This window comes from Azospirillum brasilense (assembly GCF_001315015.1).
GTDB classification, from domain to species: Bacteria; Pseudomonadota; Alphaproteobacteria; order Azospirillales; family Azospirillaceae; genus Azospirillum; species Azospirillum brasilense.
Genome location: NZ_CP012914.1, coordinates 228,347 through 255,038, shown reverse-complemented (window position 1 = coordinate 255,038; position 26,692 = coordinate 228,347). Strand labels below are relative to the sequence as shown.

The following is a 26,692-nucleotide window of genomic DNA, read 5'->3' as shown; positions in this document are numbered from 1 at the left end:
TCGACTGACGTGCTCGCGCGTGGGCGCGGCCGGGGGCATGATAGGGACCATGGCCCGACCGCGGCGCTTGCCTAGCACGCCGCCCGAGACGGGATCAACCCCGCCGGTTGTGTGGGCGCAAGCGACGCAGCCCCACCCTCCGGATTCCCCTCCGCGACCGCCTCCAGGAAGGTGCGCAGGGCCACCGTCTCCATGGAATCCACCCGCCGGACGAAACGGGTGGGCATGCGCGCCAGTTCCGGCGGCAGCGGGCGGGCGGTGAACAGGCCACGCCAGGGCTCCCGCTCCACCACGACGCGGGGCAGGACGGTGACGCCCATGCCGGCGCCGACGCAGCCCAGGATGGCCTCCAGCGCCCCGAACTCCATCACCCGGTAGGGAACCCGCCCGGCCTCGCGCATCGCCGTCTCGGCCCGCGCGCGGTAGGCGCAGCCGCGCCGGAAGGCCAGCAGGGTGTTCCGCCCGGACTCGCTGGTGATGCCGCTGGCGGGTTCGACCAGCACCAGCTCCTCCTCGAAGACGGGCTGGCTGACCAGTTCGGGATGCTCCACCGCCCCGGAGACGAAGGCGCCGTCGATGCGCCCGGCCAGCACCTCCCCCAGCATGGTTTCGGTGGGGCCGGGGACGATGGTCAGGTCGACGTCGGGATTCTCCGCGTGGAAGCGGGCGAGGATCGGCGGCAGCCGCACGGCGGCGGTCGTCTCCATGGTGCCGACGGACAGCCGCCCGCCCCGCCCCGCCGCGTCGGCCACCGCGTCGCGCGCCTGGGCGACGAGGCGCAGCACGCGGTCGGCGTAGTCGGCCAGCACCCGCCCGGCCGGCGTCGGGGCCATGCCGCGGCTGAGCCGCAGGAACAGCGGCACGCCGAGATCCTCCTCCAGACGCTTCAGCCGCGCCGTCACGTTGGACTGGACGCAGTTCAGCGTCTCCGCCGCCCGGCTGACGCTGCCGGCGTCCGCCACCGCCTTCACCACACGCAGGCCCGCAAGGTCCATCGCAGCCTCCCCGATCCGGACATCTCCCATCACTCACAGTGAAGCATAGCATCGAAACAAATCATTAGAAATGAGGTCTCCGTCGCGCGAAGATGGGAGCACACAAAAACGCGAGCCTACGGGAGGAAGCCATGGTCCGGGTGCTGATCGGCGGCGTGCTGGCGCTGGCCATCGCCATGGGGGTGGGGCGTTTCGCCTTCACGCCGATCCTGCCGGCGATGCAGGCGGCCACCGGTCTGGGCACCGACGCCGCCGGGCTGCTCGCCTCGCTCAACTATCTCGGCTATTTCCTGGGGGCGCTGGGGGCCGGGCTGGTGCCCCACGGCACGGTGCGCACCGCCGTCTTCCGCACCGCGTTGATCGCCAGCGTCACCTCGACCGCCGGCATGGGCTTCACCGAGGACATGGCGGCCTGGGCGGTGCTGCGCTTCGTCTCCGGGCTGGCCAGCGCCGGCATGTTCATCCTGGGCATCGCCATGACGCTGGACGCGTTGGCCCGCGCCGGGCGGGAGTCCTGGACCGGCTGGCTCTACACCGGCGTCGGGATCGGCATCGCGTCGAGCGGCCTGTTCGTCGCCCTGATGGGGGACCGGCTGGGCTGGCGCGGCGATTGGCTGTGGCTGGGGTTGGCCTGCCTGGGCTTCGGTACCCTGTCCTGGCTGTGGGTGACCGACCCGCCGAGGGCGGCCGCTCACACCGCCGCCGGGACGGCGGGGGGTGGCAGCCCCCAGCCCTCCGCCCCGCTGGTCCTGCTGACTCTGGCCTATTTCCTGGAGGGGGCGGGTTACATCGTGACCGGCACCTTCCTGGTCGCCATCCTGAAGACCATGCCGGAGACGGCGCAGCTGGGTGCCGCGGCCTGGATGGTCACCGGGCTGGCGGCCATGCCGTCCGGCATCGTCTGGGCGGCGGCGGGACGGAAGCTCGGTCTCTGGCGGGCGCTGATCCTCGCCCATGTCGTGCAGGCCGTGGGCATCCTGCTGCCCATCACCGGGTCTCCCGCCGCCGCGGTGGTGTCGGCGGCGCTGTTCGGCGGGACCTTCATCGGTATCGTCACCCTGTCCTTCACGCTGGGCCGGCAGTTGTCGGGCGGGGCGTCGGCCCGAGTCATCGGCGCACTGACCGCCGTCTACGGGCTGGGACAGATCGTCGGGCCGGTGCCGGCGGGGCTGGTGGTGGCACGCACCGGCAGTTTCGATTCCGCCCTGGTGGGCGCCACCGCTGTGGTGCTGGTCAGCGCGGCGCTGCTCGCCGCGGGGGCCTGGATGGCCGGACGCTCCGGCCCCGCCACGGTTGCCCTGGACGCCCGGCGGGGGTAGCCTGCCCAGCATGTTCGATCCACTGCACCCTGAGGAGTCCCGCCGCCACGCCCCCGCGACGGAGCGCAACCGCGCGCCCATCCTGGAGGTGCTGCGCCGCGTCCTGCCGCCGCAAGGTCTGGTGCTGGAGGTGGCGAGCGGCACCGGCCAGCACGCCGTCGCCTTCGCCGAGGCGCTTCCCGGCGTGACGTGGCAGCCGAGCGACCCCGACCCGGCCTTGCGCGACAGCGTCCGCTCCTGGGCCGCCGCCGCCGCGCTGACCAACCTGCGCGACCCGCTGGATCTCGACGCCGCCGCGCCCGACTGGCCGGTCCACAGCGCCGATGCGGTGGTCTGCATCAACATGATCCACATCGCCCCGTGGGAGGCGGCGCTCGGCCTGTTCGCCGGGGCCGCCCGCCTTTTGCCCACGGGCGGGCCGCTGCTGCTCTACGGCCCCTTCACGCGCGGCGGCCGGCACAGCGCGACGAGCAACGCCGCCTTCGACGCCGACCTGAAGGCCCGCAACCCCGCCTGGGGCGTGCGCGACCTCGACGCGGTGGAGCGCGCCGCCGCCGGCTTCGCCCTGGCTGAGCTGGTGGAGATGCCCGCCAACAACCTGACCGTCGTCCTGCGCCGCCGCTGACCGTCCATTCAGGCCCCCAATCCGGACCACCCCGTCCGAGGTGCGGTCTTCTGCCGCAGTTTCGCACCCGCGAGATTTGCTATTGTTTCCCTGTAGCGCTTGAGTTTGTAAACAAATTACAAATTGGGGGAAATGATGAAGCGGAAGCTGGTTCCGGACGTGGTGAAGTCGCAGGAACTCATCCTGGTGACGGAGGACACCTCCGTCCTGACCGTGTCGAAGCTGATGGCGGAGAAGAACATCGGCGCCGTTCTGGTGGTGAACCACGGCGACCTCGTCGGCATCGTCACCGAGCGCGACCTGAACAACAAGGTGCTCTCCACCCAGATCGACGCCTTCGAGACCGAGGTGTCGGCGATCATGACCCGCAACCCGGACACCCTGTCGCCGGACGCGGACGCCATCGAGGCGTTGACCCTGATGCAGTCCAAGCATTACCGCCACCTGCCGATTACCCAGGGCAAGCGTGCGGTCGGCATCGTCTCGATCCGCGACCTGTTCAAGCTCGCCTACGAGCATCTGGTGGAGGAGGTGGAGTTCCGCGACGGTCTGATGCGGACCTGACCCGAAAAGGCGAACGGGCCGCCCCAGCGAAGGGGCGGCCCGTCGGAAGACCCGTTCAGGAAGGCCGGAGCGTCAGTGCGCTTCGGCCTTCTTCCGTTTGCGGCGGGCGGCGGCCATCAGGTTCAGCGCCTCGACCAGCGTCGAGAAGGCGATGGCGAAGTACAGGTAGCCCTTCGGGATGTGGAAGCCGAAGCCGTCGGCGATCAGCGCCACGCCGACCAGAAGCAGGAAGGACAGGGCCAGCATCTTCACGGTGACGTGGCGGTTCACGAAGTCGCCCACCGGCCGGGCGGCGAACAGCATCACCGCCATGGCGATGATGACGGCGGTGACCATCACCGGCAGGTCGTTGGACATGCCGACCGCGGTGATCACGCTGTCCAGCGAGAAGACGATGTCCAGCACGATGATCTGCCCGACCACCGCGCCGAAGCTGGCGAGCTTGGGGGCGGCGCTGTCCTCCTCGTGGCCCTCCACGGTGTTGTGGATCTCGATGGTGCCCTTGGCCAGCAGGAACAGGCCACCGCCGAGCAGGATCAGGTCGCGGCCCGAGAAGCCCATGCCGAACACGGTGACCAGCGGTTCCGTGAGGGTCGCCACCCAGGAGATGGAGGCGAGCAGCGCGAGCCGCATCAGGAGCGCCAGCGCCAGACCGAGCTGCCGGGCCTTCTGCTGCTGGTGGACCGGCAGCTTGGCCGCCATGATCGAAATGAAGATGATGTTGTCGATGCCGAGCACGATCTCCAACGCGGTGAGCGTCAGGAGGCTGGCCCAGACCTGCGGGTCGGAGAACAGTTCGAGCATGAGGGCGGCGGGCTCCAGAAAAGTCGGCCGTTGCGGGATTATTTTGCGCAGATGAGGTTGCGGTTCCTGAATGGCAATGGCCCGGCCCGCGCTTCACCGCCGCTTTCCGTGGCTGTTCCGGCTTACTCCTCTCCGTAGAGCTGGTCGAGCGCCCGGCGGTCGCGCTTGGTGGGACGCCCGGCGCCGGGCTCCCGCGGGGCCGGCGGCGCGCGGTAGGGGTCCTGGATCGCCTCCTCGCGCACCGGCGGGGCAAGATCCTCGTAGAGGGCCTGCGCCTCCGGCGCCGGGCCGCGCCGGCTGCCGAGCGCGACCACCTTGATGACGCGGATATGCCGCCCCTGGGCGAAGGTCAGCACGTCGCCGGGCTTCACCGCGTAATGCGCCTTGCCGACCACCGTGCCGGACACCCGCAAGCCGCCGGCGTTGCACAGCTTCGCCGCGAGGCTGCGCGTCTTGAAGAAGCGCGCGAACCACAGCCACTTGTCGATCCGCAGCCGGCCCGCCGGGGTGGGGTCAGAGCCGGAGTCGGGGAGATCGTCATCGTCGTCGAGGTCGGTCATGCGGCGCCCCCACCCTTCCCACGGCTGACGCCGTGGGCCCCTTCCCTCCCCCGCTCACGCAGGGGAGGGACTTTCATCCCCTCCCCTGCGAAGCGGGGGAGGGTTAGGGTGGGGGCAATCGTGACCAGAAAAATCACGTTTCTCATCCAATTCCCGAAAGCTGGCGCAGCTTGGCGAAGGGGTGGTCGGCGTTGACGGGGGCCTCGCGGCGGGGCTTGTGGCGCGGGTTGCGGCGGCGGCGCCAGGAGACCGCCCCATCCTCCGCCACGGAACGCGTGTAGCCAAGCCCCTTCATCACCGCCCCCAGCTCGTCCGGCTTGGCGCCGATCATCTGGGCCAGCGCCGGCTCGGCCACCGTCCGACCCTCCTTGGCGGCGGTCAGCAGCTCGGTCTCCAGCCGGTCGAGCATGTCCACCCGCAGCGCCCGCGGCCCCGCCGCCGGGTAGCCGATGGCCTCCCAGAAGGCGGGCGGCGCGCCCGTCGCCTCCACCGAGACGCGGCCCGGCGGCGGGATCGGCACCGGCAGGGGCAGGCGGTGCTTCACCGCCCACAGCAGCCCGCGCAGCTCCACCGCCCCCGGCTTGGCGAGCGCCGTCAGGTAGAGGTGCGACACGCCGAGCCGCACCCCGTGTCGGGACAGCGCCTTGCGGTCGGCCTTCTCCAGCCCTTCGACGAGCGGGGCGACCGGCGCGCGGGGCATCGCCCCCATGTTCTCGACGACCTGGAAGGCCAGCCCACGCGCGGTGCCGGTGAGATCAGCCGCATCGCGCAGCGCCAGCAGGGGGCGCAGCCGGGCGGCGACGCGGTCCTTCAGCCAGCGCTCCAGCCGGACGCGGACGCGGTCGAGCTGCCCCTGGTCGAGCAGCCCCTCGTCGAAGGGCAGGACCGCCGGGGTCAGCACCGACGGGCCGGGGCCGAGCCGGGCCACCGCCAACCCGTCCGCCGTCAGCACCCCGTCCGGCCCGAGGGCGAACACGTCGTCCGGCTCCTGCTCGAAGGCGCGCAGGCGGGACGCCACCTCCTCGCGCAGCGCGCGGCGGGCGGCGGTCAGCAGGGATTTGGCCTCCTCCGAGCGCTCCGGGGCGTCGGGGACGAAGCGGAAGCCCTCCAGCCGGCCCACCGGGTGGCCCTCCACCACCACCTCGCCGTCGGCGCGCACGCCGCCGATCAGCTCCCGCCCATCCTTCAGCGTGCGGACCAGCGTGGCCGAGCGGCGGTCGATGAAGCGCTGCGTCAGCCGCTCGTGCAGGGCGTCGGACAGCTTGTCCTCGATGGCGCGGGTGCGCGCCTGCCAATGCACCGGGTCGGTCAGCCAGGAGGGCCGGTTGGAGATGTAGGTCCAGGTGCGGATGTGGGCGATGCGCGCGACCAGCGCGTCGATGTCGCCCTCGGTGCGGTCGAGCCGGGCGATCTGCTTGGCCGCCCAATCCTCGTCCAGCCGCCCGATGCCGGTGCGCAGCTGCCGGAAGATCTGCCCGAGCAGCCGGGTGTGGGCGTCCGACAGCACCTTGCGGAAGTCGGGGACCTGGCAGACCTCCCAGAGCAGGCGCACGTTGTCGCGGCCCTTGGCGAGGTCCATCACCTCATGGTCGCGGACCAGCGCCTGGAGCGCCAGATGGTCGTCGGCGTCGCGGGCGCGCAGCAGCTCGGGGATCGGCGGGCGCTCCTCCAGCGACTTCAGCAGGAAGCCCGGCGTGTCGAAGCGCAGCTTGCTGTTGCGCCACATCAGCGTCTTGATCGTCTCGAACTGGTGGTTCTCGACGCGGTCGACCACGTCGGCCTCCAGCTCCCCCACCTCGTCGGTGGTGCCGAAGGTGCCGTCGCGCATGTGCCGCCCGGCCCGCCCGGCGATCTGCGCCACTTCCGGCGCGCGCAGGCGGCGCGGGGCGAAGCCGTCGAACTTCACGATGCGGGCGAAGGCGACATGGTCGACGTCCATGTTCAGCCCCATGCCGATGGCGTCGGTCGCCACCAGATAGTCGACCTCGCCCGCCTGATAGAGCCCGACCTGGGCGTTGCGGGTGCGCGGGGACAGCGCCCCCAGCACCACCGCCGTGCCGCCGCGCTGGCGCCGGATCATCTCGGCCAGCGCGTAGACGTCGGTCGCCGAGAAGGCGACGACGCAAGAGCGCGGCGGCAGGCGGGTCAGCTTGCGGTAGCCGGCGTAGGTGAGCTGCGAGAAGCGCGGCCGGCTGATGAACTCGGCGCGCGGCACCAGCCGGCGGATCAGCGGCTGCACCGTGTCGGAGCCGAGGAACATCGTCTCCACCAGCCCGCGCGCGTTGAGCAGCCGGTCGGTGAAGATGTGCCCGCGCTCCGGATCGGCGCAGAGCTGGACCTCGTCCACCGCCAGGAAGTCCACCGCCCGGTCGAGCGGCATGGATTCCACCGTGCACACCCAGTAGGACGGGCTGGGCGGCAGGATCTTCTCCTCCCCCGTCACCAGGGCCACGGCGCTCTTGCCCTTGATCGACACGATGCGGTCGTAGTTCTCGCGGGCCAGCAGGCGCAGCGGAAAGCCGATCATCCCCGTCCGATGGCCGAGCATGCGCTCGATGGCGAGATGGGTTTTCCCGGTGTTGGTCGGCCCCAGCACGGCGACCACCCGGCCACCCGCACCCAGACCGCCCCCGGACGAAGAAAGGACAGAGGTCATAAGCGTAAGTTTTGGGCCTGGGGACCGGCAATGCAAGCGTCAGGGCGGCCGTGCCATGCTGCAACGCCCATCCGGGGCCGAACTCTTCCGGAAACGGTATAAAACCTCGGGCCGATGGACGGGCGCCGGTTATCCCGTCTACCCTGGCGCGCTCCACCCTAAGGGATTCCTCATGCGCCGTCTTCCCGCCCGTCCGCTCGCCGCCGCGCTGATGCTCGCAACCCTGGCGCTGCCGCCCGCCGCCCGCGCGGAGGCGCCCCCGGTGACCGAGGACGGGGCCAGGGCGCTCGCCGCCGCGCTGAAGGACGGGCTGGCCCGCTGGTTCCCCAAGAGCGAGGGCGACGAGACCGAGCTGCGCTGGAGCGGCGAGCCGGTGGCGACCCCGGCGGGCGACCATTACGAGGTGGCGCTGCCCGCCCTGACCGCGGTGTCGGACGACGGCACCACCGCCGACATCGGCACCATCCGCCTGACGGTGAAGCCGCAGGACGGCAACACCCACGCCGTCACCGCCACCCTGCCCGACCGCGTCGCCATCCTGGACAACGGCAAGCCGTCGGCCACCGTCAAGCTGGGCCGCCAGCGCATCAGCGCCCTGTGGTCCGGCACCTACGAGACGGCGCTGTCCATGGACGCCGAGCTTGGCGACCTGTCGGTCACCAGCGACCGCAAGGGCAAGAAGGGCAAGAAGGACGAGAGCGCCCTGACCGTCGGCGCCATCACCGTCGCCGGGGAGCTGAAGCCCGACGGCACCGCCGCCGCCGGCACCCCGCTGTGGAGCGGGCCGGGCGCCCTGTCCGTCAGCAACCTGCGCTTCCTCGACGAGACGAAGAAGGAGGTGCTGAACCTCGGCGGCCTGACGATGGAGGGCACCTACACCCGCGTCGACCTCGCCCGCGCCGACGCCATGCAGCGGCTGACCCAGACCCACGCCCTGGCCGGCACCCAGCCCCCGGCGGCGGAGCTGATCCCGCTGATGCAGAACCTGATGGGCGGGGCCAGCGGGCGCGTCCGCCTGTCCGGCCTGACGGCCCTGAACCCGGAGGACGGCACCCGCCTCGCCCTCGGCCAGCTCGTCCTGCGCGGCAGCGCCGAGGATCTGGACAAGCCGATGGCCTCGACCACCTTCGGGATCGAGTCCAGCGGCCTGACGCTGGAGCCGGAGGTGGCGCCGAAGGCCTTCATGCCGGAAAAGCTGGACATCCAGCTCAGCACCGCGAAGCTGCCGACCGCCTCGCTGTGGCGGGCCTTCGCCGACCTCGCCGCGCTGGCCGAATCCCAGGCCGCCGCGGGCGAGGAGGATGAGGAAGAGGGCGAGGAGGAAGCCGCCCTGCCGGACGACGGGACCGACGAAGCGGCGATGGCCGCCATCGGCAACCGGCTGATGGGCGCCATGGCGGAGGTCGGGACGGAGCTGCGCATCGACCGCTTCGTCGTCAACACCCCGGCGACCTCCGGCACCATGACCGGCGCCATGCGCATGGCCGCCAACTCGGCCTTCGGCGCCGTGGGCAGCAGCACCGTGCTTCTGCGCGGCCTGGACGCCGCCACCAAGGCGATGCAGCCCAAGCCGGGCAAGAAGGCCGACGAGAGCACCCAGAACGCGCTGGGCGTGATCGCCATGCTCCAGGCCTTCGGGCAGGCCTCCAAGGACGACGCCGGCAACGACGTGCGCAGCTACAAGATCGACGTCACCGAGACCGGCCAGTTCCTGTTGAACGGGGCGGATATGAGCGCTCTGATGGGCATGGGCCAGCCGGCGCCGGAGCTGGAACCGACCCAGGGCAAGAAGCGCTGAGGCTTGGGGGCGGCTTTTGCCCCCACCCTTCCCATGCTGCGCATGGGCCCCTTCTCTCCCCCGCTGCGCAGGAGAGGGAGTTGATCCCCTCCCCTGCGATAGCGGGGGAGGGTCAGGGTGGGGGCAATACTTTCCCCCACCCACTCCGGTTGCGAAACTCCAGTGCAACGCCAGCCGATCGCTCTTGCATGGGGCGGCGCGCTCGCACATATCTGCGCCGTCCTCCGGACCCACCGGCAAGCCCACCACTAACAAGCCCACCACCAACAAGAACGATCAAGGATGACACCATGACCGAGGAACGGCTCAGCTTCCAGGCCGAGGTCAGCCGCCTGCTCGACATCGTCGCGCACTCGCTCTACAGCGAGAAGGAAGTCTTCCTGCGCGAGCTGGTCTCCAACGCCTCCGACGCCTGCGACCGGCTGCGCTACGCCGCGCTGACGCAGCCCGAACTGTCCGCCGACGACCCGAACCTGAAGGTCCGGCTGATCGTGGACAAGGAGGCGCGGACCCTCACCGTGGCCGACAACGGCATCGGCATGAACCGCGAGGATCTGGTCGAGAACCTCGGCACCATCGCGCGCTCCGGCACCGCCGCCTTCATGCGCAACCTGAAGGACAGCGCGAAGGAGGGCGACGCCAAGAAGGACGTCAATCTGATCGGCCAGTTCGGCGTCGGCTTCTACTCCGCCTTCATGGTCGCCGACCGGGTGGAGGTGCTGACCCGCAAGGCCGGGGAGACGCAGGGCTGGCGCTGGCTGTCGGACGGCAAGGGCGAGTTCACCATCTCCGACGTGGCCGACCTGCCGCGCGGCACGCAAATCACGCTGCACCTGCGCGAGGGCGACGACGAGTATCTGGAGGAGCACCGCCTCTCCGCCATCGTCCGCAAATACTCCGACCACATCGCCATCCCGATCCTGTTCGGCGACGGCGAGGAGGCCAAGCCGCTGAACAGCGCGTCGGCCCTGTGGATGCGCTCCAAGAACGAGATCACGGCGGAGCAGTACAAGGAATTCTACCACCATGTCGGGCACGCCTTCGACGATCCGTGGCTGACCCTGCACTGGCGGGCCGAAGGCGCCATCGAATACACGAACCTGCTGTTCGTGCCGTCCTCCAAGCCGTTCGACCTGTTCGACCCCAAGCGCGCCCACCGGGTGAAGCTGTACGTCAAGCGCGTCTTCATCACCGATTCGGCGGAAGGTCTGCTGCCGCCCTACCTGCGCTTCCTGCGCGGCGTGGTGGACAGCGAGGATCTGCCGCTGAACATCAGCCGCGAGATGCTCCAGCACAACCCGATGCTGGCCAAGATCCGCGCCGGCATCACCCGCCGCGTCCTGTCGGAGCTGGGCAAGAAGGCCCGCGACACCGAGAAGGCGGAGGAATACGCGGCCTTCTGGGAAAATTTCGGCGCCGTCCTCAAGGAAGGCCTCTACGACGACTACGAGCACCGGGACGATCTGCTGAAGCTGATGCGCTTCCGCAGCACCGCCGGTGACGGTCTGGTCTCGCTGGAGGAGTATCTGGGCCGCATGAAGGAGGGCCAGGAGGCCATCTTCACGATCAGCGGCGACGACATCGAGACGCTGAAGCGCAGCCCGCAGCTCGAAGGCTTCAAGGCCAAGGGCGTCGAGGTGCTGTTGCTGACCGACCCGGTGGACGAGTTCTGGGTGCCGTCGGTCGGCAGCTTCCAGGACAAGCCCTTCAAGTCGGTGACCCGCGGCGGCGCCGATCTCGGCAAGATCCAGGGCGGCGAGGAGAAGCCGGCCGAGGAGAAGGCCTCCGAAGGCGAGCTGACCGACCTGCTGGTCCTGCTGAAGCTGACGCTCCAGGACGTGGTGAAGGACGTCCGGCCGTCGGAGCGCCTGACCGACAGCGCCGTCTGCCTCGTCGCCGACGAGAACGACATGGACATGCATCTGGAGCGCCTGCTGAAGCAGCACAAGCAGCTCGGCATGGACGCCCCGGCGGCCAAGCGCATCCTGGAGGTCAACCCCGCCCACCCGCTGATCAAGCGCCTCGCCGAGCGCGCCAAGGCGAGCGGCGCGGCGACCTCGCTGGACGACGCGGCGTGGCTGCTGCTCGACCAGGCGCGCATCGTGGAGGGCGAGGCCCTGCCCGACCCCGCCGCCTTCGCCCGCCGTCTGGCGAGCGCGATGGAGAAGGGGCTGGCGTAACCCGCCCCCCGTTGCCCCCTCCCTAACCCTCCCCCGCTCTCGCAGGGGAGGGAACTTTTCTCCCTCTCCCGCGCAGCGGGGGAGGGCCGGGGTGGGGGCGACGCTTATCCCCCCACCCGCTCCGCCGGGAAGACCAGCGTCATGGTGGTGCCGCGGTCAGGGGCGGTGTCGATGTCCAGCCTCCCGCCATGAAGCTCCACCAGCCGCTTGGTCAGGGGCAGGCCCAGACCGGTGCCGATGTGGTTGCGGCCCAGCGCGCTGTCGATCTGGCCCCAGGGTTCCAGCGCCTTTTCCAGCTCGTCGGCGGTCATGCCGATGCCGGTGTCGTGCACCGACAGGCACAGCGTCCCGTCCGCCGCCACGCGGCCGTTCAGGGTGACCACCCCGTGGGGCGGCGTGAATTTTACCGCGTTGGACAGCAGGTTCAGCAGCATCTGCCGCAGCTTGCGCTCGTCGGCGCGCAGCGGCGGCAGATCGGGCGGCAGGTCCGTCTCGATGCCGACCCCGGCCCGCCCGGCGCGGTCGGACAGCAGCCGGGCGCTGCCCACGGCGACGCGCGGCACGTCCACCAGGGATTCGGCCAGTTCCAGCCGCCCGGCCTCGGCCTTCGACAGGTCGAGCAGGTCGTTGATGAGGTCCATCAGATGACGACCGCTTTCCGCGATGTCGCGGGCGTAGTCGCGGTAGAGCGGGTTGGAAATCGGCCCCAGTACCTCCTTCTCCAGCAGTTCCGCAAAGCCCATCATGGCGTTCAGCGGGGTGCGGATCTCGTGGCTCATGCAGGCGAAGAAGGCGGTCTTGGCGCGGTTGGCGCGCTCGGCGGCGCGGCGGGCCTCGTCGAGCTGGCGGGTCCGCTGGATGATCTGCTCGTCCGTCCGCGCCAGCAGGGCCACCCCCGACCCGATGCCGAAATACCGCCCGTCCTCCAGAACGGCGAAGCCGGAAGCCAGCGCGCCGGGATTGTCCTGCATGATCCGCCGCGCGACCTCGCAGAGCGGCAGGTCGGCCTCGACCAGCAGCGGCGCCGGGTCCATTGCCGTCCCCGCGGGCGCCTCCGGATCGGCAACCCCCGCCAGCGCCAGACGGTCCACCAGCCCCAGAATGCGCCCGTCCTCCGCCGTCACGGCGAGCGCCGGCAGGTCGGGCTGGGCGGCCAGCCGATCGCGCAGGGCGCGGCAGGGCGCGTCCGGCCCGACGGGCGGCTCACGGACGGCCAGCAGGGCCGCGACCAGGACGGGGGCAGCCTCCGTTTCCGGTGTGCCGCTGGGGGCGGGACTGGTCGGATCGGGATCGAGCACGGGGTGACGCAGCCTCGTCTGTCGGATGGGACGGTCAGGCCGGAACCGAAACAGCCCCGGACCCTCCATTCTGCCAGACGTTCGTTTGCAATTGGTTGCCGTATCAGGCCGCGCCAGCCGCCGGCATCGGGTTTTGCGGAGCGCCGCCGGCACCCGCCCCACCGGTCGCGGTGACCTGCACGTCCACCGTCATGCCAAGGAAATCCGCTGGCGCGCCGGTCCAGGAACCGCCGAGCGGCACTGCCTGCGAGGGGTCGCGGGCGACGGCGACGCGGATCAGGTTCTTGCCGCCGATGATGCCGTTGGTCGGGTCGAACTCCACCCAGCCGCAGCCGGGCAGGTAGATCTCCACCCAGGCATGGGTCGCCCCGCCGCCGGTCATCGCCCCCTCCTGCCCGTCCCGCGCGGGATCGTAGAGGTAACCGGACACGAAGCGCGCCGCGAAGCCCAGCGAGCGCACGGCCTCCATCATCAGAAGCGCGAAATCGCGGCAGGAGCCGCTCTTCCACGTCAGGGTGTCCACCGGGCTCTGGGTGCCTTCCAGGTCGCGGGCCTGATAGGTGAAGGTCTCCTTGATGGCCCGGGTCATCGACACCAGCATGTCCTGCGTGTCGGGCGGCCCGCCCTCGCCCAGCGTCACGAACTGCCGGGCCCATTCGTCCACCAGATGCTCAGGGTCCGGATAATGCCGCTGGGTGGTCAGTGCCAGATCCGGCACCTCCTCCGCGGAATAGCTGAAGGGATAGGAGCGCGCGTAGTCCTCGATGGGAAACTCCAGTTCGCCCATCGGGTAGTGATCGACCCGGATGTGGCTTTCGAAGCGCAGCTCCGTCGCCGGCTGGTCGAAGCTCGCCACCGCGATGGAGTTGCCGAAGACATCGTGGAGCCAGCGGACGGAGGCCGGCGGCGGGCTGATCACCAGCCCCGTCTCGATCAACCGCAGATCGTGGCTGTCGCGGGGCCGGAACATCAGGCGATGGTCGCCGAAGGTCACCGGATTGGCGTAGCGGTAGGTGGTGGTGTGGTGGATGTCCAGGGTCATCATGGCGCGCGCCCTTTCCGTAAGCCGACACCAAACGTCGGCGTTTGTGAATGGTTCCGAATCACAGTATGGTGCTCGGGCTTTTGGGTGGCCGTGCCGGGGAGGGACGGCGGCCAACGCGCGGCCGGAGCCACAGGTGCCAAGCCAGACCGGGCTGAACCGCGCGCGCCAATGAGACGACAACAAGGGGACTTCCATGCCTTCGCGCCTCGAACAGCTCTGCATCGAGAAAGGGCTGAAGATGACCGACCAGCGCCGCGTGATCTCGCGCGTGCTGTCGGAGGCCGCCGATCACCCCGATGTGGAGGAGGTCCACCGCCGGGCATCCACCATCGACCCGCGCATCTCCATCGCCACCGTCTACCGCACGATGCGCCTGTTCGAGGACGCGAACGTCATCGACCGGCTGGACTTCGGCGACGGCCGCGCCCGCTACGAGGAAGCCGGGTCGGAGCACCATCATCACCTGATCGATCTCGAATCCGGAAAGGTGGTGGAGTTCCAGAATGAAGATCTCGAACGGCTGAAGGAAGTCATAGCCCGCGAATTGGGCTATGAACTGCTCGGCCATAGGCTCGAATTGTATGGTGTTCCGTTGCGCCGCCGCACCACCACGTCGGAGGGGGAGTAACGCCCGGGCGTGCCCGTTCCTGAGTCCTTTGGGACTCGTCGGGCACCATCCGGACGATAATCCCATCAATTGCGGGTTGCGCCGGGCGCGGGTCTGTCCAGAGGCGGTGCGTGGTCCTAGCTTCAGGAACGCACACGAATCACCGACGGATCAACCGCCGCCATGGACGACACGAACAACGACCCGGTTCTCGCCCGCCTCGACCGGCTGACCGACAGCGTCACCCGCCGTCTGGACAAGCTGGAGGAGCGCCTGCGCATCCTGGAACAGGACAACGGCGAGATCATCAACCTCCTGATCGCCGTGAAGGCCGGGCTGGAGGAATGCGCCGGAGAAATCGCCGTGGGCGAGATGCTCATCGACGCGGAGGACGCGGATGATTGCCCCAGCCCGTCGCTGCACTAAGTTGCCCAGGACGGCTCCGCTCAACGCATTTGGCTTGTGACGCGGCTCGTTCCGCCGGATAAGGGCGCATGCAGACCAGCGCCACTCCCGTTTTCGACGCCATCGCCTCCGGTCCCTCCACCGGAAGCCCCACCACGCATGGCGCCGGCCCCCTGGCCTCCATCGCGCCGGGGGTGGCCTTCTTCGACTTCGACGGGACGCTGATCCACGGCGACAGCCTGCTGATGTTCATCGGCGAGGTCATCGGGCGCAACCGCGCCCGGCTGGCCTTCCTGGACGCCCTGCGCTCCGGCCTGCACCGCCACGCGCGCGGGCGCGGGCCGGGGGTGGATTTTCCGGGGTCGGTCAAGACCATCCTGCTGCGCCGGACGCTGCGCGGCGTTCCGGTGGCCGACGCGCTGGCCGCCGCGGAACGGCTGGTCCACCGCATCCGCTGGCACGCCCCGCTGGTCGAGACTTTGAAGATGCACCGGCGCGAGGGGCGCCGGGTGGTCGTTGCCACCGGGGCGCTCGACGTCTACATGCCGGCCCTGCTGCGCGGGTTGGACGTCGATGACCTGCTCGCCACCGGGATGGAGGTGGAGGACAACACCCTGACCGGGCGGCTGTGCACCGGCAACTGCGTCCGGCTGGACAAGCTGGAGCGGGTGCGCGGCTGGATCGCCGCCAACGGCCCCTTCGGCGAGACCTGGGCGTACGGCAACCGGCCCAGCGACCTGCCCATGCTGTCCATCGTCGACCGCCCCACCGTCGTCAAGATCCGCTGACGTCAAGATCCGCTGATCGGGCGGCGCGTGCCGGCCATGGGGATTTGCAACCGGCATCCGCGTGGCGTAGAAAACTCTTGAGGTTCAAGGCCCCTGAAGTTCAGGGAAGCCCGTGGTGAGACCCCCATGACGACCGGCTTTTCCATCGATGCCGACATCCGCCCGCCCGGCCAGGTGGGCCGCAGCGCCGTCGTCGCCGACGACGATCCCGGCCAGCGGGACGAGTTGGCCCGCCATCTGGCCGAGCGCGGCTTCATCGTGTCCACGGTGTCCGGCGGCTTCGAGGCGCTGAACCTCATCGGGGTCGAGGGGTCTGCCGTCGCCCTGCTCCGCCGCCACCGGCTGGAGGACGAGGGGGACCGGGCCGCGGCGCTGGCCTGCATGCTCTACCCGCACACCCGGATCATCCTGACCGCCGGCGCGCCGGACGCCCAGTTGGACGCTGAGCCGGGCAACAGCCCGGTCACCGTGCTGGCCCGCCCCGTGGATCTGGCGCTGCTCGACCGCTGCCTGGACGGGCTATAGGACGACCTCCACCGGCGTGCCCACGGCCAGCCCGCCCAAGCCGCGCCCAACGTCACGGTCGGCGCGGCCCCGGTTGACGGCGATCTCCGCCAGACCGCTGGAGTTCGTGTACCACAGCGCCTCCCCCACCGGGACGTCGGCGAAGGTCCGGCCCCGGCGCACCGTGCGCCCGCCGGCCCGCAGCACCGCGTTCTCCGGCAGCCGGTCGGCGCGCAGGCCGGTCATGGCGTTGCCATAAACGTCCACATAGACGATCCGCGCCAGATCGTCCGGCCAGTCGGGCCGCGCGAGGCCGGCCGGATCGACGGGCTCCAGCGCGACCGGGTTCCCCATGGCCAGGCTGGCCGCCACCGGGGCGAACAGGTCCCGCCCGTGGAAGCTGGCCGACAGCCGCTCGGGCCGCCAGCCGATGCTCCAGGCGCGCACCGACCCGGCCCGCCGCCGCAGCAGCTCGAACAGGCCGTTGTCCGGCCCGACGAAGCGGCGCCCGTCGGCCTCCACCACCAGCGGGCGGCGGTCGGTCCCGACGCCGGGGTCGACGACGCAGAGGAAGACGCTGTCCGCCGGGAATTCCGGAGCGTAGGCGGCCAGCAGATAGGCCGAGAGCTGCGGGTCGAAGGCGGGCGCGTCGGCGAACAGGTCGATGACCGGCAGACCCGGCGCCATTCGCGCCAGCACCGCCTTCATCTGCCCGGTGTAGGGGCCGGACAGCCCGAAATCCGTAAAGAGCACGATCATCCCGCCACTGTAGCGCACTCCACCCCGTTCGGTAAGACACGGATCGTCACGAACCGCCTTGCAAGGCCGGAGAGGCGCTTCATATATTCATGGAACGCAAATGCACTCCGCCCCGTTTACTTGGTCCGCCCGCCCTAACCTTGCCGATCTTTGTCGGGACCAATGAATATGAACATATGTTCAAAAACCTTCGCGACGAAGAGCCTGACGAAGTTTATTGCCATCATGGGCTTGGCCGCCGCCCTGCTGCTGCCGGGAGCGGCGCGGGCCGAGGGTGAACGGCCCCAAGGCGAGCGCCCGAAGATCGTCGCGACCACCGGCATGGTCGCCGACCTCGTGCGGGCGGTGGCCGGCGACCGGGCGGCGGTGGAGGCGCTGATGGGCGAAGGCGTCGATCCGCACCTGTTCAAGCCCACCCGCTCCGACACGGTGAAGCTGCTGCGGGCCGATGCGGTGTTCATCAGCGGCCTGCATCTGGAAGGCAAGATGACCGCCGCCTTCGACCGGCTGCGCGAGTCCGGCAAGCCGGTGGTGGCACTGGGCGATGCGGTGCCCAAGGAGCGGTTGCTCAGCCCGCCGGAGTTCGAGGGCGCCCATGATCCGCACATCTGGATGGATGTGGGGATCTGGGCGAGCACCCTGCCGTCCATCCGCGACGGGCTGACGCGACTCGACCCCGCGGGTGCCGAGACGTACGCCCGCAACGCCGACGCGTACGGGGCGGAACTGGCGCGACTCGACACGTACGCCCGCCGCATCCTGGCCTCCATCCCTGGCAAGGCCCGCGTGCTGGTCACCGCCCACGACGCCTTCAACTATCTGGGCCGCGCCTACGGGATCGAGGTGCGCGGCATCCAGGGGATCAGCACGGAATCCGAAGCCGGGCTGCGGATCATCGAGGAGCTGGCCGCGCTGCTGGCGGACCGCGGCGTGCCGGCGGTCTTCCCGGAAACCAGCGTGTCCGACCGCAACGTCCGCGCGCTGGTCGAAGGCGCGGGCGCGCGCGGCCACCGCGTAACGCTGGGCGGCGCCCTGTTCTCCGACGCCATGGGCGCGCCGGGCAGCTACGAAGGCACCTACATCGGCATGATCGACCACAATGTGACGACCATCGCCCGCGCGCTGGGCGGCGAGGCGCCGGCCGACGGCTTCCAGGGCAAGCTCGCCCTGGCGCAGCGCTGACGCGGCGGAGGAGGAACGGACCATGCAGTATCTCTGGCGCACCCCCGGCAGCCGCACCGCCCCCGAGGAGGCCTCGCCCATCGGGCCGCCGCCCCTGGAGATCCGCGGCCTGACCGTCGCCTACCACCGCCGGCCGGTGCTGTGGAACGTCGACTACGCCGCCCCGCCGGGCGGGCTGATCGCCGTGGTCGGACCGAACGGCGCGGGCAAATCGACCCTGATCAAGGCGTGCCTCGGGCTGGTCCCCAGCGTGTCGGGCACGGTCGAGGTGTTCGGACGCCCGATCGCCAGGCAGCGCCGCCTAATCGGCTATGTGCCGCAGCGCGAAAGCGTGGACTGGGACTTCCCCGTCTCGGCGCTCGACGTGGTGGCGATGGGCCGCTACGGGAAGATCGGCTGGTTCCGCCCGGTCACCCGCGCCCACAAGGAGGCCGCGCTGCACGCGCTGGAGCGGGTGGGCATGGCCGACTTCGCCAAGCGCCAGATCGGCCAGCTGTCCGGTGGTCAGCAGCAGCGCGTCTTCCTGGCCCGCGCGCTGGCCCAGGAGGCGCAGCTCTATTTCATGGACGAGCCCTTCGCCGGGGTGGACGCGGCGACGGAGCGCGCGGTGCTCCAGGTGCTGCGCGACCTCGACGCCGCCGGGCGCACGGTGATCTGCGTCCACCACGATCTTCAGACGGTCAGCGACTATTTCGACCACGCCCTGCTGCTCAACACCCGCGTGGTCGCCCAGGGGCCGGTCGCACGGGTGATGACGCCCGATCTGCTGTCCCGCACCTACGGCGGGCGGCCGATGCCGGCCCCGGCGGCATTGGGGACATTGGGGGCGGAGGCGTCATGATCGATCCCATGTTCGAGGAGGCGTTGCGCATCCTGACCTTCCAGTCCGGCTTCAACAGCGCCGTGGTGGTCGCCGGGACCGCCGCGCTGGGGTTGGCCGGCGGGACGGTCGGCACCTTTTTGCTGCTGCGCCGCCGCGCGCTGGTCAGCGACGCGCTGAGCCACGCCACCCTGCCCGGCATCGCCGTCGCCTTCCTGGTCGGGGCGGCGCTCGGCCTGCCGGAGCGCTCGCTGCTGCTGCTGCTGGCCGGGGCGGTGGCGAGCGGGGTGGTCGGGCTGCTGACGGTGCAGGCGCTGTCCCGGTTCACCCGGCTGACCGAGGATTCGGCCATCGGCGCGGTGCTGTCGGTCTTCTTCGGGCTGGGCGTCGTGCTGCTCAGCGTCATCCAGAATTTGGAACTGGGCGGGCAGGCCGGGCTGAAGACCTTCATCCTGGGCCAGACCGCCGCCATGGCGCAGGGCGAGGCCATCGCCATCGGCCTGCTGGCCGCTGGGGCGGCGCTGGCCGTCGCCCTGCTGTTCAAGGAGCTGCGGGTGCTGGCCTTCGACCCCGGATTCGCCGCCGTGCAAGGCTGGCCGGTGGGGGCGCTCGACCTCGTGTTGATGGGTCTGGCGACGCTGGTGACGGTGATCGGGCTCCAGACGGTGGGGCTGATCCTGGTGGTCGCGCTCCTGATCATCCCGCCCGCCGCCGCCCGCTTCTGGACCGACCGGCTGCCCGCCCTGACCGTCGCCGCGGCGGTGATCGGTGCGCTGTCCGGCTGGCTCGGCGCCACCCTGTCGGCCCTGCTGCCCAAGCTGCCGGCGGGGGCGGTGATCGTCCTGGTCGCCGGGGGCTTCTTCCTGCTCAGCTTCCTGTTCGCCCCGGCGCGCGGGCTGGTCGCCGCCGCGCTGCGCCAGGGGCGGCTGCGCCTGACCTTCGCGGAGCGGCGCGCCCTGACCGACCTGCTGGACGGCCGGCCGGTGGAGGGCGCGACGGCGCTCTGGCTGCGCCTGCGCGGCTATGCCCGGGACGGCGCCCTGACCCCGGCCGGCCAGACCGCCGCCCGCGCGGCGGCGCGCGACCGCCGGCTGTGGGAGCGGTTCCTGGCCGACTACCCGGCCCTGCTGCCCGCCCACGCCAACTGGGGCGTCGACCCCATCGACTCGGTCCTGCCCGGCGACATGGTCCGGCTGCTGGAGGAACGGAGCGCCCCGTCATGATGCCCGACGTCCAGGAATTCCTGCAGATCGACGCCCCCGCCCTGCTCGCCGCGGTGCTGGCCTGCGCCGCCTGCGCGCTGGTCGGCAATTTCCTGGTGCTGCGGCGCCAGGGGATGATGGGCGACGCGGTCAGCCACGCCATCCTGCCCGGCATCGTCGGCGGCTTCCTGGTCGCCGGCACGCGGGAGACGCTGCCGATGATGCTCGGCGCGCTGGCCGCCGCGGCGCTGGCCGGCCTGCTGATCGAGGCGGTGCGGCGGCTGGGCCGGCTGGAGTCCGGTGCCGCCATGGGCGTCGTCTTCACCGTGATGTTCGCCGCCGGCGTGGTGATGATCGAGCAGGCGTCGGCCGGCGGCGTCGATCTCGACGCCGACTGCGTGCTCTATGGCCAGCTGGAGACCATCCTGTGGCTGGCCCCCAAGGGCTGGGCGTCGCTGGCCGACCCGGCGGTGTGGGCGGCCCTGCCGCGGGAGGTGCTGACGCTGGCCGCGGTCTTCGCGCTCTGCGTCGCCCTGGTCGGGCTGTTCTACAAGGAGCTGAAGATCACCACCTTCGATCCGGCGCTGGCCTCCACGCTGGGCATCCCGGCCGGGCTGTTCCATTACGGGGTGGTGCTTCTGGTGGCGGCCACCGCCATCGCCGCCTTCGAGGCGGTGGGTTCCATCCTGGTCATCGCCATGCTGATCGCCCCGCCCGCCGCGGCGCGCCTGCTGACCGACCGGCTGGCCGCGCAGATCCTGCTCAGCGTCGCGCTGGGAGTGCTGGCGGCGCTGGCCGGCTATGGCGCCGCCGCCTTCGGGCCGATGCTGCTCGGGGCCTCCCACTCGCTGAACGCGGCGGGGATGATCGCCGTGGCATCCGGGCTGATCCTGGCGCTGGCCGTCCTGTTCGGGCCGCGCCACGGCCTGCTGGGCCGCCGCCGCGCCGTCGGCCGGCTGCGCGCCGCCCCCGGATTCGTTGCTCCGGAGGCGCAAAAGCCGTAACGTTTTCGCCTCGTCCGATGCGGAGCGCCGAATGCCGTTCCACCCCCGCCGGCTGCGCCGTTGGAGCTGGCTCACCCTGGTCGCGCTCCTCCTTCTGATGGCGAGCGCGCTGCACACGCTGCAGCATCTTCTGGAGCATGGGACGGACGAGCTGATCTGGCCCTTCTTCGGGATCGGGCTGGCCGGTGTGGTGATGGCCCTGGCGGTGCTGCGCGAGCGGGAGGCTACCCGGCGCGCCGAAGCGGAGGCCCGCGCCGCCGACAGCCGGGCGGCGGACGCCCACCGCCGCCTGTCCGAGGCCATCGAGGTCGTCAACGAGGGCTTTGCCCTGTTCGACGCGGATGACCGGCTGGTCCAATGCAACGCCCGTTTCCGCGAGATCTACGCTCCGCTGGGGCCTCTGGAGCCCGGCATCACCTTCGAATCGCTGATCCGCCGCGCCGCCGCCGCCGGCCATTACCCCGACTGCGGCCCCGGCGACATCGACCGCTGGGTCGAGCGGGAGATGGAGCGGCACCGCAACCCGCAGGGGCCGCAAGTGCTGCGGATCGGCGACGGGCGCTGGTTCAAGATCGAGGAGCGGCGGACCAGCGACGGCGGCTATGTCGGGCTGCGCACCGACATCAGCGAGCTGAAACGGCGCGAGCAGGAACTGGCCCACAAGTCCGACCTGCTGGAGGCCACCTTCAGCGCCATGTCGCAGGGCCTCGTGGTGTGGAGCGCGGACTATCATTTCCTGACCTGCAACCGGCGCCTGCGGGAGATGCTCGACCTGCCGGACGACGCGCTCCATCCCGGCCTGAGCATGCCCGGCTTCCTGCGCTTCATGGCCGAGCGCGGCGAGTTCGGCCCCGGCGATACGGCGGAGATCGTCGCCCGCCATTTGACCAACCTGCGTCCCGAGGGAGTCAGCCGCATCGAGCGCACGCGCCCCGACGGCCGGGTCCTGGAGATCACCGCCAGCTTCCTGCCCGACCGCTCGGTCCTGATGACCTACACGGACATCACCGATCACCGCCGGGTGGAGCGGGCTCTGCGGGAGAGCGAGGACCGCTTCCGCAAACTGTCGGACGCCGCCATCGACGGCATCCTGGTGCATGAGCAGGGGGTGATCGCCGACGCCAACCGGGCCGCCGCCGCCATCCTGGGCTATCCGCCGGACGAACTGACGGGGCTGTCCATCACCGCCCTGATGGCGCCGGAGGACCGTGAACTCAACTGGCAGCGCATCCGCGCCCACGAAGAAACCCCCTTTGAAACCATCTGCCTGCGCCGCAACGGCGAACGGCTGACCGTGCAGGGGGAAACCCGCTACGTGCCCTACCGCGGGCGGACGATGGCGATGGTGTCCTTTCGCGACATCACCGCCCACCGCCTTGCGGAAGCGCAGCTCCGCCTCGCCAAGGAGCAGGCGGAGCTGGCGAGCCGCGCCAAGTCGGAGTTCCTGCGCACCATCAGCCACGAGATCCGCACTCCGATGAACGGCGTCCTGGGCATGCTGGGGCTGCTTCTCGACGGCCCGCTGGGCGAGGAGCAGCGCGCCTACGCCCGCACCGCCCGCGAGTCGGCGGAGGCGCTGCTGTCCATGCTGAACGACATCCTGGACATCTCCAAGATGGAGGCCGGGAAGCTGACCCTGGAGTCGGGCTGCTTCTCCCCGGCCGAGGTGGTGGAAAGCGTGGCCGAGTTGCAGGCTCCCCGCGCCTTCGCCAAGGGGATCGAACTGGCCGTCTGCATCCCCGGCGGCCTGCCGGCGATGCTGCGCGGCGACTCGGGGCGGGTAAGGCAGGTCCTGCTGAACCTTGTCGGCAACGCCGTGAAGTTCACCGACCGCGGCGGCGTCGCCGTCACCCTGTCGACAGTGGAGTCGGACCAGGACGGTGGCGGCCAAGCGCCGCCGCGCCTGCGATTCGAGGTGACCGACACCGGCATCGGCATTCCGCAGGACGCGCGGGCCGACCTCTTCACTGAATTCTCCCAAGTGCATCCCCGCCTGTCGCGGCGCCACGACGGCGCCGGGCTGGGGCTGGCGATTTCCAAGCGGCTGGTGGAGATGATGGGGGGGAGTATCGGTTTCGACAGCACCCCCGACCAGGGCAGCCGCTTCTGGTTCACCCTGCCTCTGGGGTCCGGGCCTCTGGGGTCCGGGCCGCTGGAGTCCGGGAGGGCGCGGGCCGCCGCGGCGGAACCGCCGTTGGCCGGGGAGACCGTTCTGCTTCTGGAATCCAACCCCGTCGCCCGGCGGGCTTTGGCCGAGCAGCTCCATTCCTGGGGAGCCACGGTCAGCGCGCCGGACGTGGTGGCGATGGTGGCCGGGCTGGACGCCGGCACCCTGCCCGCCGCCGGCATCGCGGTGATCGGCAGCGTGGAGACCCCGGTCGCCGGCTCGCTGCCCGACCGGCTGCGCGCACGGGGCGTGGGGCGGATCGTCCGTCTCGCCCTGCCGCACCGGACCGCGGGAGGGGACGGCAACGGCGCCGACGCCACGGTGACGAAGCCCGCCCGGCCCTCACGCCTGCTCGCCGCCGTGACCGGGCGGAGCGTGGCGGAGGCGCCGCCCGCCGCGCCGCCGCCTGCGCAAAGCCCGGCCGCCCCGCTCGCCGCCGGAACGGGCCAGCGGATTCTGCTGGTCGAGGACAGCCCGACGAACCAGATGGTCGCCGCCCTGCTGTTGCGCGGCGCCGGCTATCGGGTGGACATCGCCAACAACGGACGGGAAGCGCTGGAAGCGCTGGAGGCCGCGGCGGCCGGCCCGTCGCCCTATGGGCTGGTCCTGATGGACCTCGCCATGCCGGAGATGGACGGGTTGACCGCCACCCGCCGGCTGCGCGTCCTGCCGCCGCCGGCCGGCACCGTCCCGATCATCGCCATGACCGCCGACGCCATGGACAGTGACCGCGAACGCTGTCTGGCCGCCGGGATGAACGGGCATGTCGCCAAGCCCATCGACCGCCCGCATCTGCTGGAGACGGTTTCCCGCTGGCTGGACGCCACCCCGGCGGGCGTTGCGGATACGGGCACGCCGGAGAAAGGCGTTTTGGACATGGAGGTCCTGCAACAGCTCGCCCATGATCTCGATGCGGAACTTCTGGCCGATGTCATCCGCCAGTTCGTGGAGGAGACGCTGGAGCGGGCTGAGAGGATCGCCCGCGGCGGCGCGGAAGCGGCGGGGGGAGGCCCGGCCGATCTCGCCGGGCTGGCGAAGGAGGCCCACACGCTGAAGAGCACCGCGGGGACCTTCGGCGCGCGCAACCTGTCGGCGGCCGCCCGGGCGCTGGAACTGGCCTGCCGGAGCAACGCGGTGGGTGAGGTGACGTCGCTGTGCCGCGACATCCCCCGCCTCACCCGGGAAGCCGTGGAGGCCTACCGGCTCCGCGGCTACGTCACGTCATGACGCGCGGCTTCACTCCATGACGCTGATGTTGACCGCGGCGTCCTTGCCGTTGTTGCCGCGCGCCACCTCGAACTCGACGCGCTGGCCCTCGGACAGGGCGTGAAGACCCGACTTCTGCACGGCCGTGATGTGCACGAACACGTCCTTGGCGCCGGCCTCCGGCGCGATGAAGCCATATCCCTTGGTGGTGTTGAACCATTTGACGGTGCCGGTGGTCATAAGGCGAACTCCTGCTCCTCGGTCGGGGGGCTGCCGCCGGTCCGCGCCGCGGGGCGCAAGGGGCCGGCGAAGGACGATGGACGGTGTGGCGGTCATGTCCGGCGATCCGGTGTAGCGGTCCGGTGTGGCGCCACGCGGAAGCGCAAGCAAAGCAACGCGAGGGGAGGCTAGCCGGATGGCACCGGAACCGGCAAGGCGGCTTCACGGCATATGCCCAATGTGGCCAGACCGGTCATTTGGAAATAAGCCGATGGCGGCAGGTCCCGGCACGGCAAGACTTTCGATGGTCTTGCGTGAATTGAACGCACACGAAGTCTATGCTTCGGCAGGACCAGAGGCGCGAGGACAAGAGCGGGGGGATGAGACTCCCGACGCGACCGGGAATCAGAGTTTTCCTTCGGCCTGCCAGGCGAGGCGCTTGCGGTAGATGGTCGAGGCGCTGATCTCCAGCAGGGCCGCGGCGCGGGGAATGTTGCCGTCGCAGGCGGCAATGGCCTCCTCGATGGCGTCGCGCTCCACCTCCCACAGCGGCTTCACCGTTTTGGGGGACGGCGCGTGGGCCGCGGAGGCCAGGCCACCGCCGTGTCCGCCGCCATGACTATTGCCGCCGTTGCCCGCGGACGACGCCGCGGCGGTCCCCGCCGGACTGCCGAGCGGGGCCGGCAGCATGGCCGGCGTCACCGTGTCGCCGTCGTGCAGCACCACGATGTTGCGCACCACGTTCTGCACCTGCCGCACGTTGCCCGGCCAATGGTAGGTGCGCAAAGCCTGCTCCGCCGCCGGGGAGAAGCGGACGAAGCCCTTGCCCTCCTCTCGCGCGTAATCGCTCAGGAACTGCCGGCAGATCTCCAGCACGTCGTCCTCACGCTCGCGCAGCGGCGGCAGGTGGATGGGGATGACGTGCAGCCGGTAATAGAGATCCTCGCGGAAGCGCCCCTCCTCGACCTCGCGCAGGGGGTCGCGGTTGGTCGCGCAGATGATGCGCAGATCGACCTTCTCCAGCCGGCTGCCGCCGACGGGCGTGAAGGTGCCGGTCTGGATGAATCGCAGCAGCTTGGTCTGGAGGTCGGGCGCCAGCTCGCAGATCTCGTCGAGGAACAGGGTGCCGCCGTTGGCCCGCGCTGCGGCGCCCTCGCGGTCGGCCACCGCCCCGGTGAAGGAGCCCTTCATGTGGCCGAAGATCTCGCTCTCCATCAGGTCCTTGGGGATGGCCCCGCAGTTGATGGCGATGAAGGGCCGGTCGGCCCGCGGGCTCTGCCGGTGGATGGCCTCGGCGCAAACTTCCTTGCCGGTGCCCGACTCGCCGGTGATGAAGACCGTCGCGCGCGAGGAGGCGGCGCTGTCGATGATCCGGTAGACCGCCTGCATCGCCAGCGAGGAGCCGAGGAAACCGTGGTAGCGGCTGCGCCCCAGATCCTTCTCGAAGCTGTCGACGAGCTGGGCGAGGCGCAGCCGCTCCATGGCGTTGCGCACGGTGACGGTCAGCCGCTCCGCCGAGAAGGGCTTCACCAGGAAATCATAGGCGCCGTAGCGCATCGCCTCCACCGCCACCCCGACCGACCCATGGGCGGTGATGATGATGACCGCGCAGGGCAGCGCCTGGGCACTGATCCGCTTCAGCACCTCCATCCCGTGCATGTCGGGAAGCTGAAGATCCAGCAGCACGATCCGAGGCACGCCGTCGGCGAGCTGCTCCAGCGCCGCGGCCCCGGTTTCCACCGTGGTGACGGCGGTGCAGTCCTTCTTCAGGAATTCCGCATAGACGCGGGCCAGCGACGGCGTGTCTTCGACAAGAAGGATTGGCGTGGAGCGCGGGGGCATGGACCGTATGGATTCAAAGGAAAAATGCGGAAAAGGCCATCGGATTGCCCTGGTTATCAGCAAATCCTTAAAAATGCACTCTACGCGATGATGGGCCGGAGACGAAAGACCTGGGATGCGGCCGCGCAACGAAATATCACGCC

Annotated in this window: 23 protein-coding genes; 14 read left to right on the top strand and 9 right to left on the bottom strand. The window is 70.5% G+C overall.

Features of this window, described 5'->3' with window-relative positions; all coding sequences use genetic code 11:
• Window positions 1-71: 71 nt before the first annotated feature.
• Window positions 72-995 (bottom strand): LysR family transcriptional regulator, encoded by a 924-nt coding sequence (locus tag AMK58_RS01210; RefSeq protein WP_059398508.1) that lies wholly within the window; start codon window positions 993-995, stop codon window positions 72-74.
• Window positions 996-1,126: 131 nt separating this feature from the next.
• Here AMK58_RS01210 and AMK58_RS01205 point away from each other — a divergent pair, with 131 nt between their 5' ends.
• The 3 genes from AMK58_RS01205 (at window position 1,127) to AMK58_RS01195 (ending at window position 3,503) form a co-directional block, all read left to right on the top strand.
• The gene (locus AMK58_RS01205) at window positions 1,127-2,314 is read left to right on the top strand and encodes a YbfB/YjiJ family MFS transporter (RefSeq protein ID WP_035669893.1); all 1,188 of its coding nucleotides are present in this window, start codon (window positions 1,127-1,129) and stop codon (window positions 2,312-2,314) included.
• Between the two features lie 10 nt (window positions 2,315-2,324).
• A complete protein-coding gene (locus AMK58_RS01200; RefSeq protein ID WP_059398507.1) occupies window positions 2,325-2,939 on the top strand; it encodes a DUF938 domain-containing protein in 615 nt (204 codons plus the stop codon).
• A gap of 132 nt (window positions 2,940-3,071) precedes the next feature.
• Window positions 3,072-3,503 carry a CBS domain-containing protein gene (locus AMK58_RS01195; RefSeq protein ID WP_236778153.1) on the top strand — a complete coding sequence of 144 codons (432 nt, stop codon included), beginning with the start codon at window positions 3,072-3,074 and terminating at the stop codon, window positions 3,501-3,503.
• A gap of 72 nt (window positions 3,504-3,575) precedes the next feature.
• Here AMK58_RS01195 and AMK58_RS01190 read toward each other — a convergent pair whose 3' ends face one another.
• From AMK58_RS01190 to AMK58_RS01180, 3 genes are all read right to left on the bottom strand, one after another.
• Window positions 3,576-4,307, bottom strand: coding sequence for a TerC family protein (locus tag AMK58_RS01190; RefSeq protein ID WP_035669902.1), 732 nt, complete (start codon window positions 4,305-4,307; stop codon window positions 3,576-3,578).
• A gap of 122 nt (window positions 4,308-4,429) precedes the next feature.
• Window positions 4,430-4,867 (bottom strand): RNA-binding S4 domain-containing protein, encoded by a 438-nt coding sequence (locus tag AMK58_RS01185; protein ID WP_035669905.1) that lies wholly within the window; start codon window positions 4,865-4,867, stop codon window positions 4,430-4,432.
• Between the two features lie 142 nt (window positions 4,868-5,009).
• Window positions 5,010-7,523, bottom strand: coding sequence for a helicase-related protein (locus AMK58_RS01180; protein ID WP_059398506.1), 2,514 nt, complete (start codon window positions 7,521-7,523; stop codon window positions 5,010-5,012).
• A gap of 172 nt (window positions 7,524-7,695) precedes the next feature.
• Here AMK58_RS01180 and AMK58_RS01175 point away from each other — a divergent pair, with 172 nt between their 5' ends.
• Together AMK58_RS01175 and htpG are read left to right on the top strand one after the other, a co-directional pair.
• On the top strand, window positions 7,696-9,321 hold the full coding sequence (locus AMK58_RS01175) for a hypothetical protein (protein WP_059398505.1): 1,626 nt from the start codon (window positions 7,696-7,698) through the stop codon (window positions 9,319-9,321).
• A 290-nt stretch (window positions 9,322-9,611) separates the two neighbouring features.
• Window positions 9,612-11,501, top strand: coding sequence for a molecular chaperone HtpG (gene htpG / locus AMK58_RS01170; RefSeq protein ID WP_035679958.1), 1,890 nt, complete (start codon window positions 9,612-9,614; stop codon window positions 11,499-11,501).
• 104 nt (window positions 11,502-11,605) lie between these two features.
• Here htpG and AMK58_RS01165 read toward each other — a convergent pair whose 3' ends face one another.
• Together AMK58_RS01165 and AMK58_RS01160 are read right to left on the bottom strand one after the other, a co-directional pair.
• Window positions 11,606-12,799, bottom strand: a complete 1,194-nt coding sequence (locus AMK58_RS01165; RefSeq protein ID WP_035679962.1) for a sensor histidine kinase — start codon at window positions 12,797-12,799, stop codon at window positions 11,606-11,608.
• Between the two features lie 103 nt (window positions 12,800-12,902).
• Complete coding sequence (locus AMK58_RS01160; protein ID WP_035679965.1) at window positions 12,903-13,844, bottom strand: transglutaminase family protein; 942 nt, start codon at window positions 13,842-13,844, stop codon at window positions 12,903-12,905.
• Between the two features lie 193 nt (window positions 13,845-14,037).
• Between AMK58_RS01160 and AMK58_RS01155 the strand changes: the two genes are divergently transcribed.
• The 4 genes from AMK58_RS01155 (at window position 14,038) to AMK58_RS01140 (ending at window position 16,169) form a co-directional block, all read left to right on the top strand.
• Complete coding sequence (locus tag AMK58_RS01155; protein WP_035679968.1) at window positions 14,038-14,472, top strand: Fur family transcriptional regulator; 435 nt, start codon at window positions 14,038-14,040, stop codon at window positions 14,470-14,472.
• A gap of 162 nt (window positions 14,473-14,634) precedes the next feature.
• On the top strand, window positions 14,635-14,877 hold the full coding sequence (locus AMK58_RS01150; RefSeq protein WP_174436610.1) for a hypothetical protein: 243 nt from the start codon (window positions 14,635-14,637) through the stop codon (window positions 14,875-14,877).
• A 68-nt stretch (window positions 14,878-14,945) separates the two neighbouring features.
• On the top strand, window positions 14,946-15,644 hold the full coding sequence (locus AMK58_RS01145) for an HAD-IB family hydrolase (protein ID WP_059398504.1): 699 nt from the start codon (window positions 14,946-14,948) through the stop codon (window positions 15,642-15,644).
• Between the two features lie 126 nt (window positions 15,645-15,770).
• On the top strand, window positions 15,771-16,169 hold the full coding sequence (locus AMK58_RS01140) for a response regulator (RefSeq protein WP_035679971.1): 399 nt from the start codon (window positions 15,771-15,773) through the stop codon (window positions 16,167-16,169).
• On the opposite strand, the gene AMK58_RS01135 is transcribed toward AMK58_RS01140, so the two are convergent.
• The gene (locus tag AMK58_RS01135) at window positions 16,164-16,907 is read right to left on the bottom strand and encodes an SAM hydrolase/SAM-dependent halogenase family protein (protein WP_059398503.1); all 744 of its coding nucleotides are present in this window, start codon (window positions 16,905-16,907) and stop codon (window positions 16,164-16,166) included. The genes AMK58_RS01140 and AMK58_RS01135 overlap by 6 nt on opposite strands.
• 225 nt (window positions 16,908-17,132) lie before the next feature.
• On the opposite strand from AMK58_RS01135, the gene AMK58_RS01130 reads away from it, so the two are divergent.
• The 5 genes from AMK58_RS01130 to AMK58_RS01110 are packed head-to-tail and all read left to right on the top strand — an operon-like array spanning window position 17,133 to window position 24,509.
• Entirely contained in the window at window positions 17,133-18,089 is a 957-nt protein-coding gene (locus AMK58_RS01130) for a metal ABC transporter solute-binding protein, Zn/Mn family (RefSeq protein WP_035679980.1), read from the top strand.
• Window positions 18,090-18,111: 22 nt separating this feature from the next.
• Window positions 18,112-18,930: a metal ABC transporter ATP-binding protein gene (locus AMK58_RS01125; protein WP_059398502.1), complete on the top strand. Its 819-nt coding sequence runs from the start codon at window positions 18,112-18,114 to the stop codon at window positions 18,928-18,930.
• The gene (locus AMK58_RS01120; RefSeq protein WP_059398501.1) at window positions 18,927-20,132 is read left to right on the top strand and encodes a metal ABC transporter permease; all 1,206 of its coding nucleotides are present in this window, start codon (window positions 18,927-18,929) and stop codon (window positions 20,130-20,132) included. The genes AMK58_RS01125 and AMK58_RS01120 overlap by 4 nt, the downstream gene beginning before the upstream one ends.
• The gene (locus AMK58_RS01115; RefSeq protein ID WP_059398500.1) at window positions 20,129-21,115 is read left to right on the top strand and encodes a metal ABC transporter permease; all 987 of its coding nucleotides are present in this window, start codon (window positions 20,129-20,131) and stop codon (window positions 21,113-21,115) included. Before AMK58_RS01120 ends, AMK58_RS01115 begins: the two co-directional genes overlap by 4 nt.
• 31 nt (window positions 21,116-21,146) lie before the next feature.
• Complete coding sequence (locus AMK58_RS01110) at window positions 21,147-24,509, top strand: PAS-domain containing protein (protein WP_059398499.1); 3,363 nt, start codon at window positions 21,147-21,149, stop codon at window positions 24,507-24,509.
• A gap of 9 nt (window positions 24,510-24,518) precedes the next feature.
• Here the strand turns inward: AMK58_RS01110 and AMK58_RS01105 are convergent, their stop codons facing one another.
• Together AMK58_RS01105 and AMK58_RS01100 are read right to left on the bottom strand one after the other, a co-directional pair.
• Window positions 24,519-24,728: a cold-shock protein gene (locus AMK58_RS01105; RefSeq protein ID WP_014238764.1), complete on the bottom strand. Its 210-nt coding sequence runs from the start codon at window positions 24,726-24,728 to the stop codon at window positions 24,519-24,521.
• A 384-nt stretch (window positions 24,729-25,112) separates the two neighbouring features.
• Complete coding sequence (locus AMK58_RS01100) at window positions 25,113-26,549, bottom strand: sigma-54-dependent transcriptional regulator (protein ID WP_059398498.1); 1,437 nt, start codon at window positions 26,547-26,549, stop codon at window positions 25,113-25,115.
• Window positions 26,550-26,692: the final 143 nt, after the last annotated feature.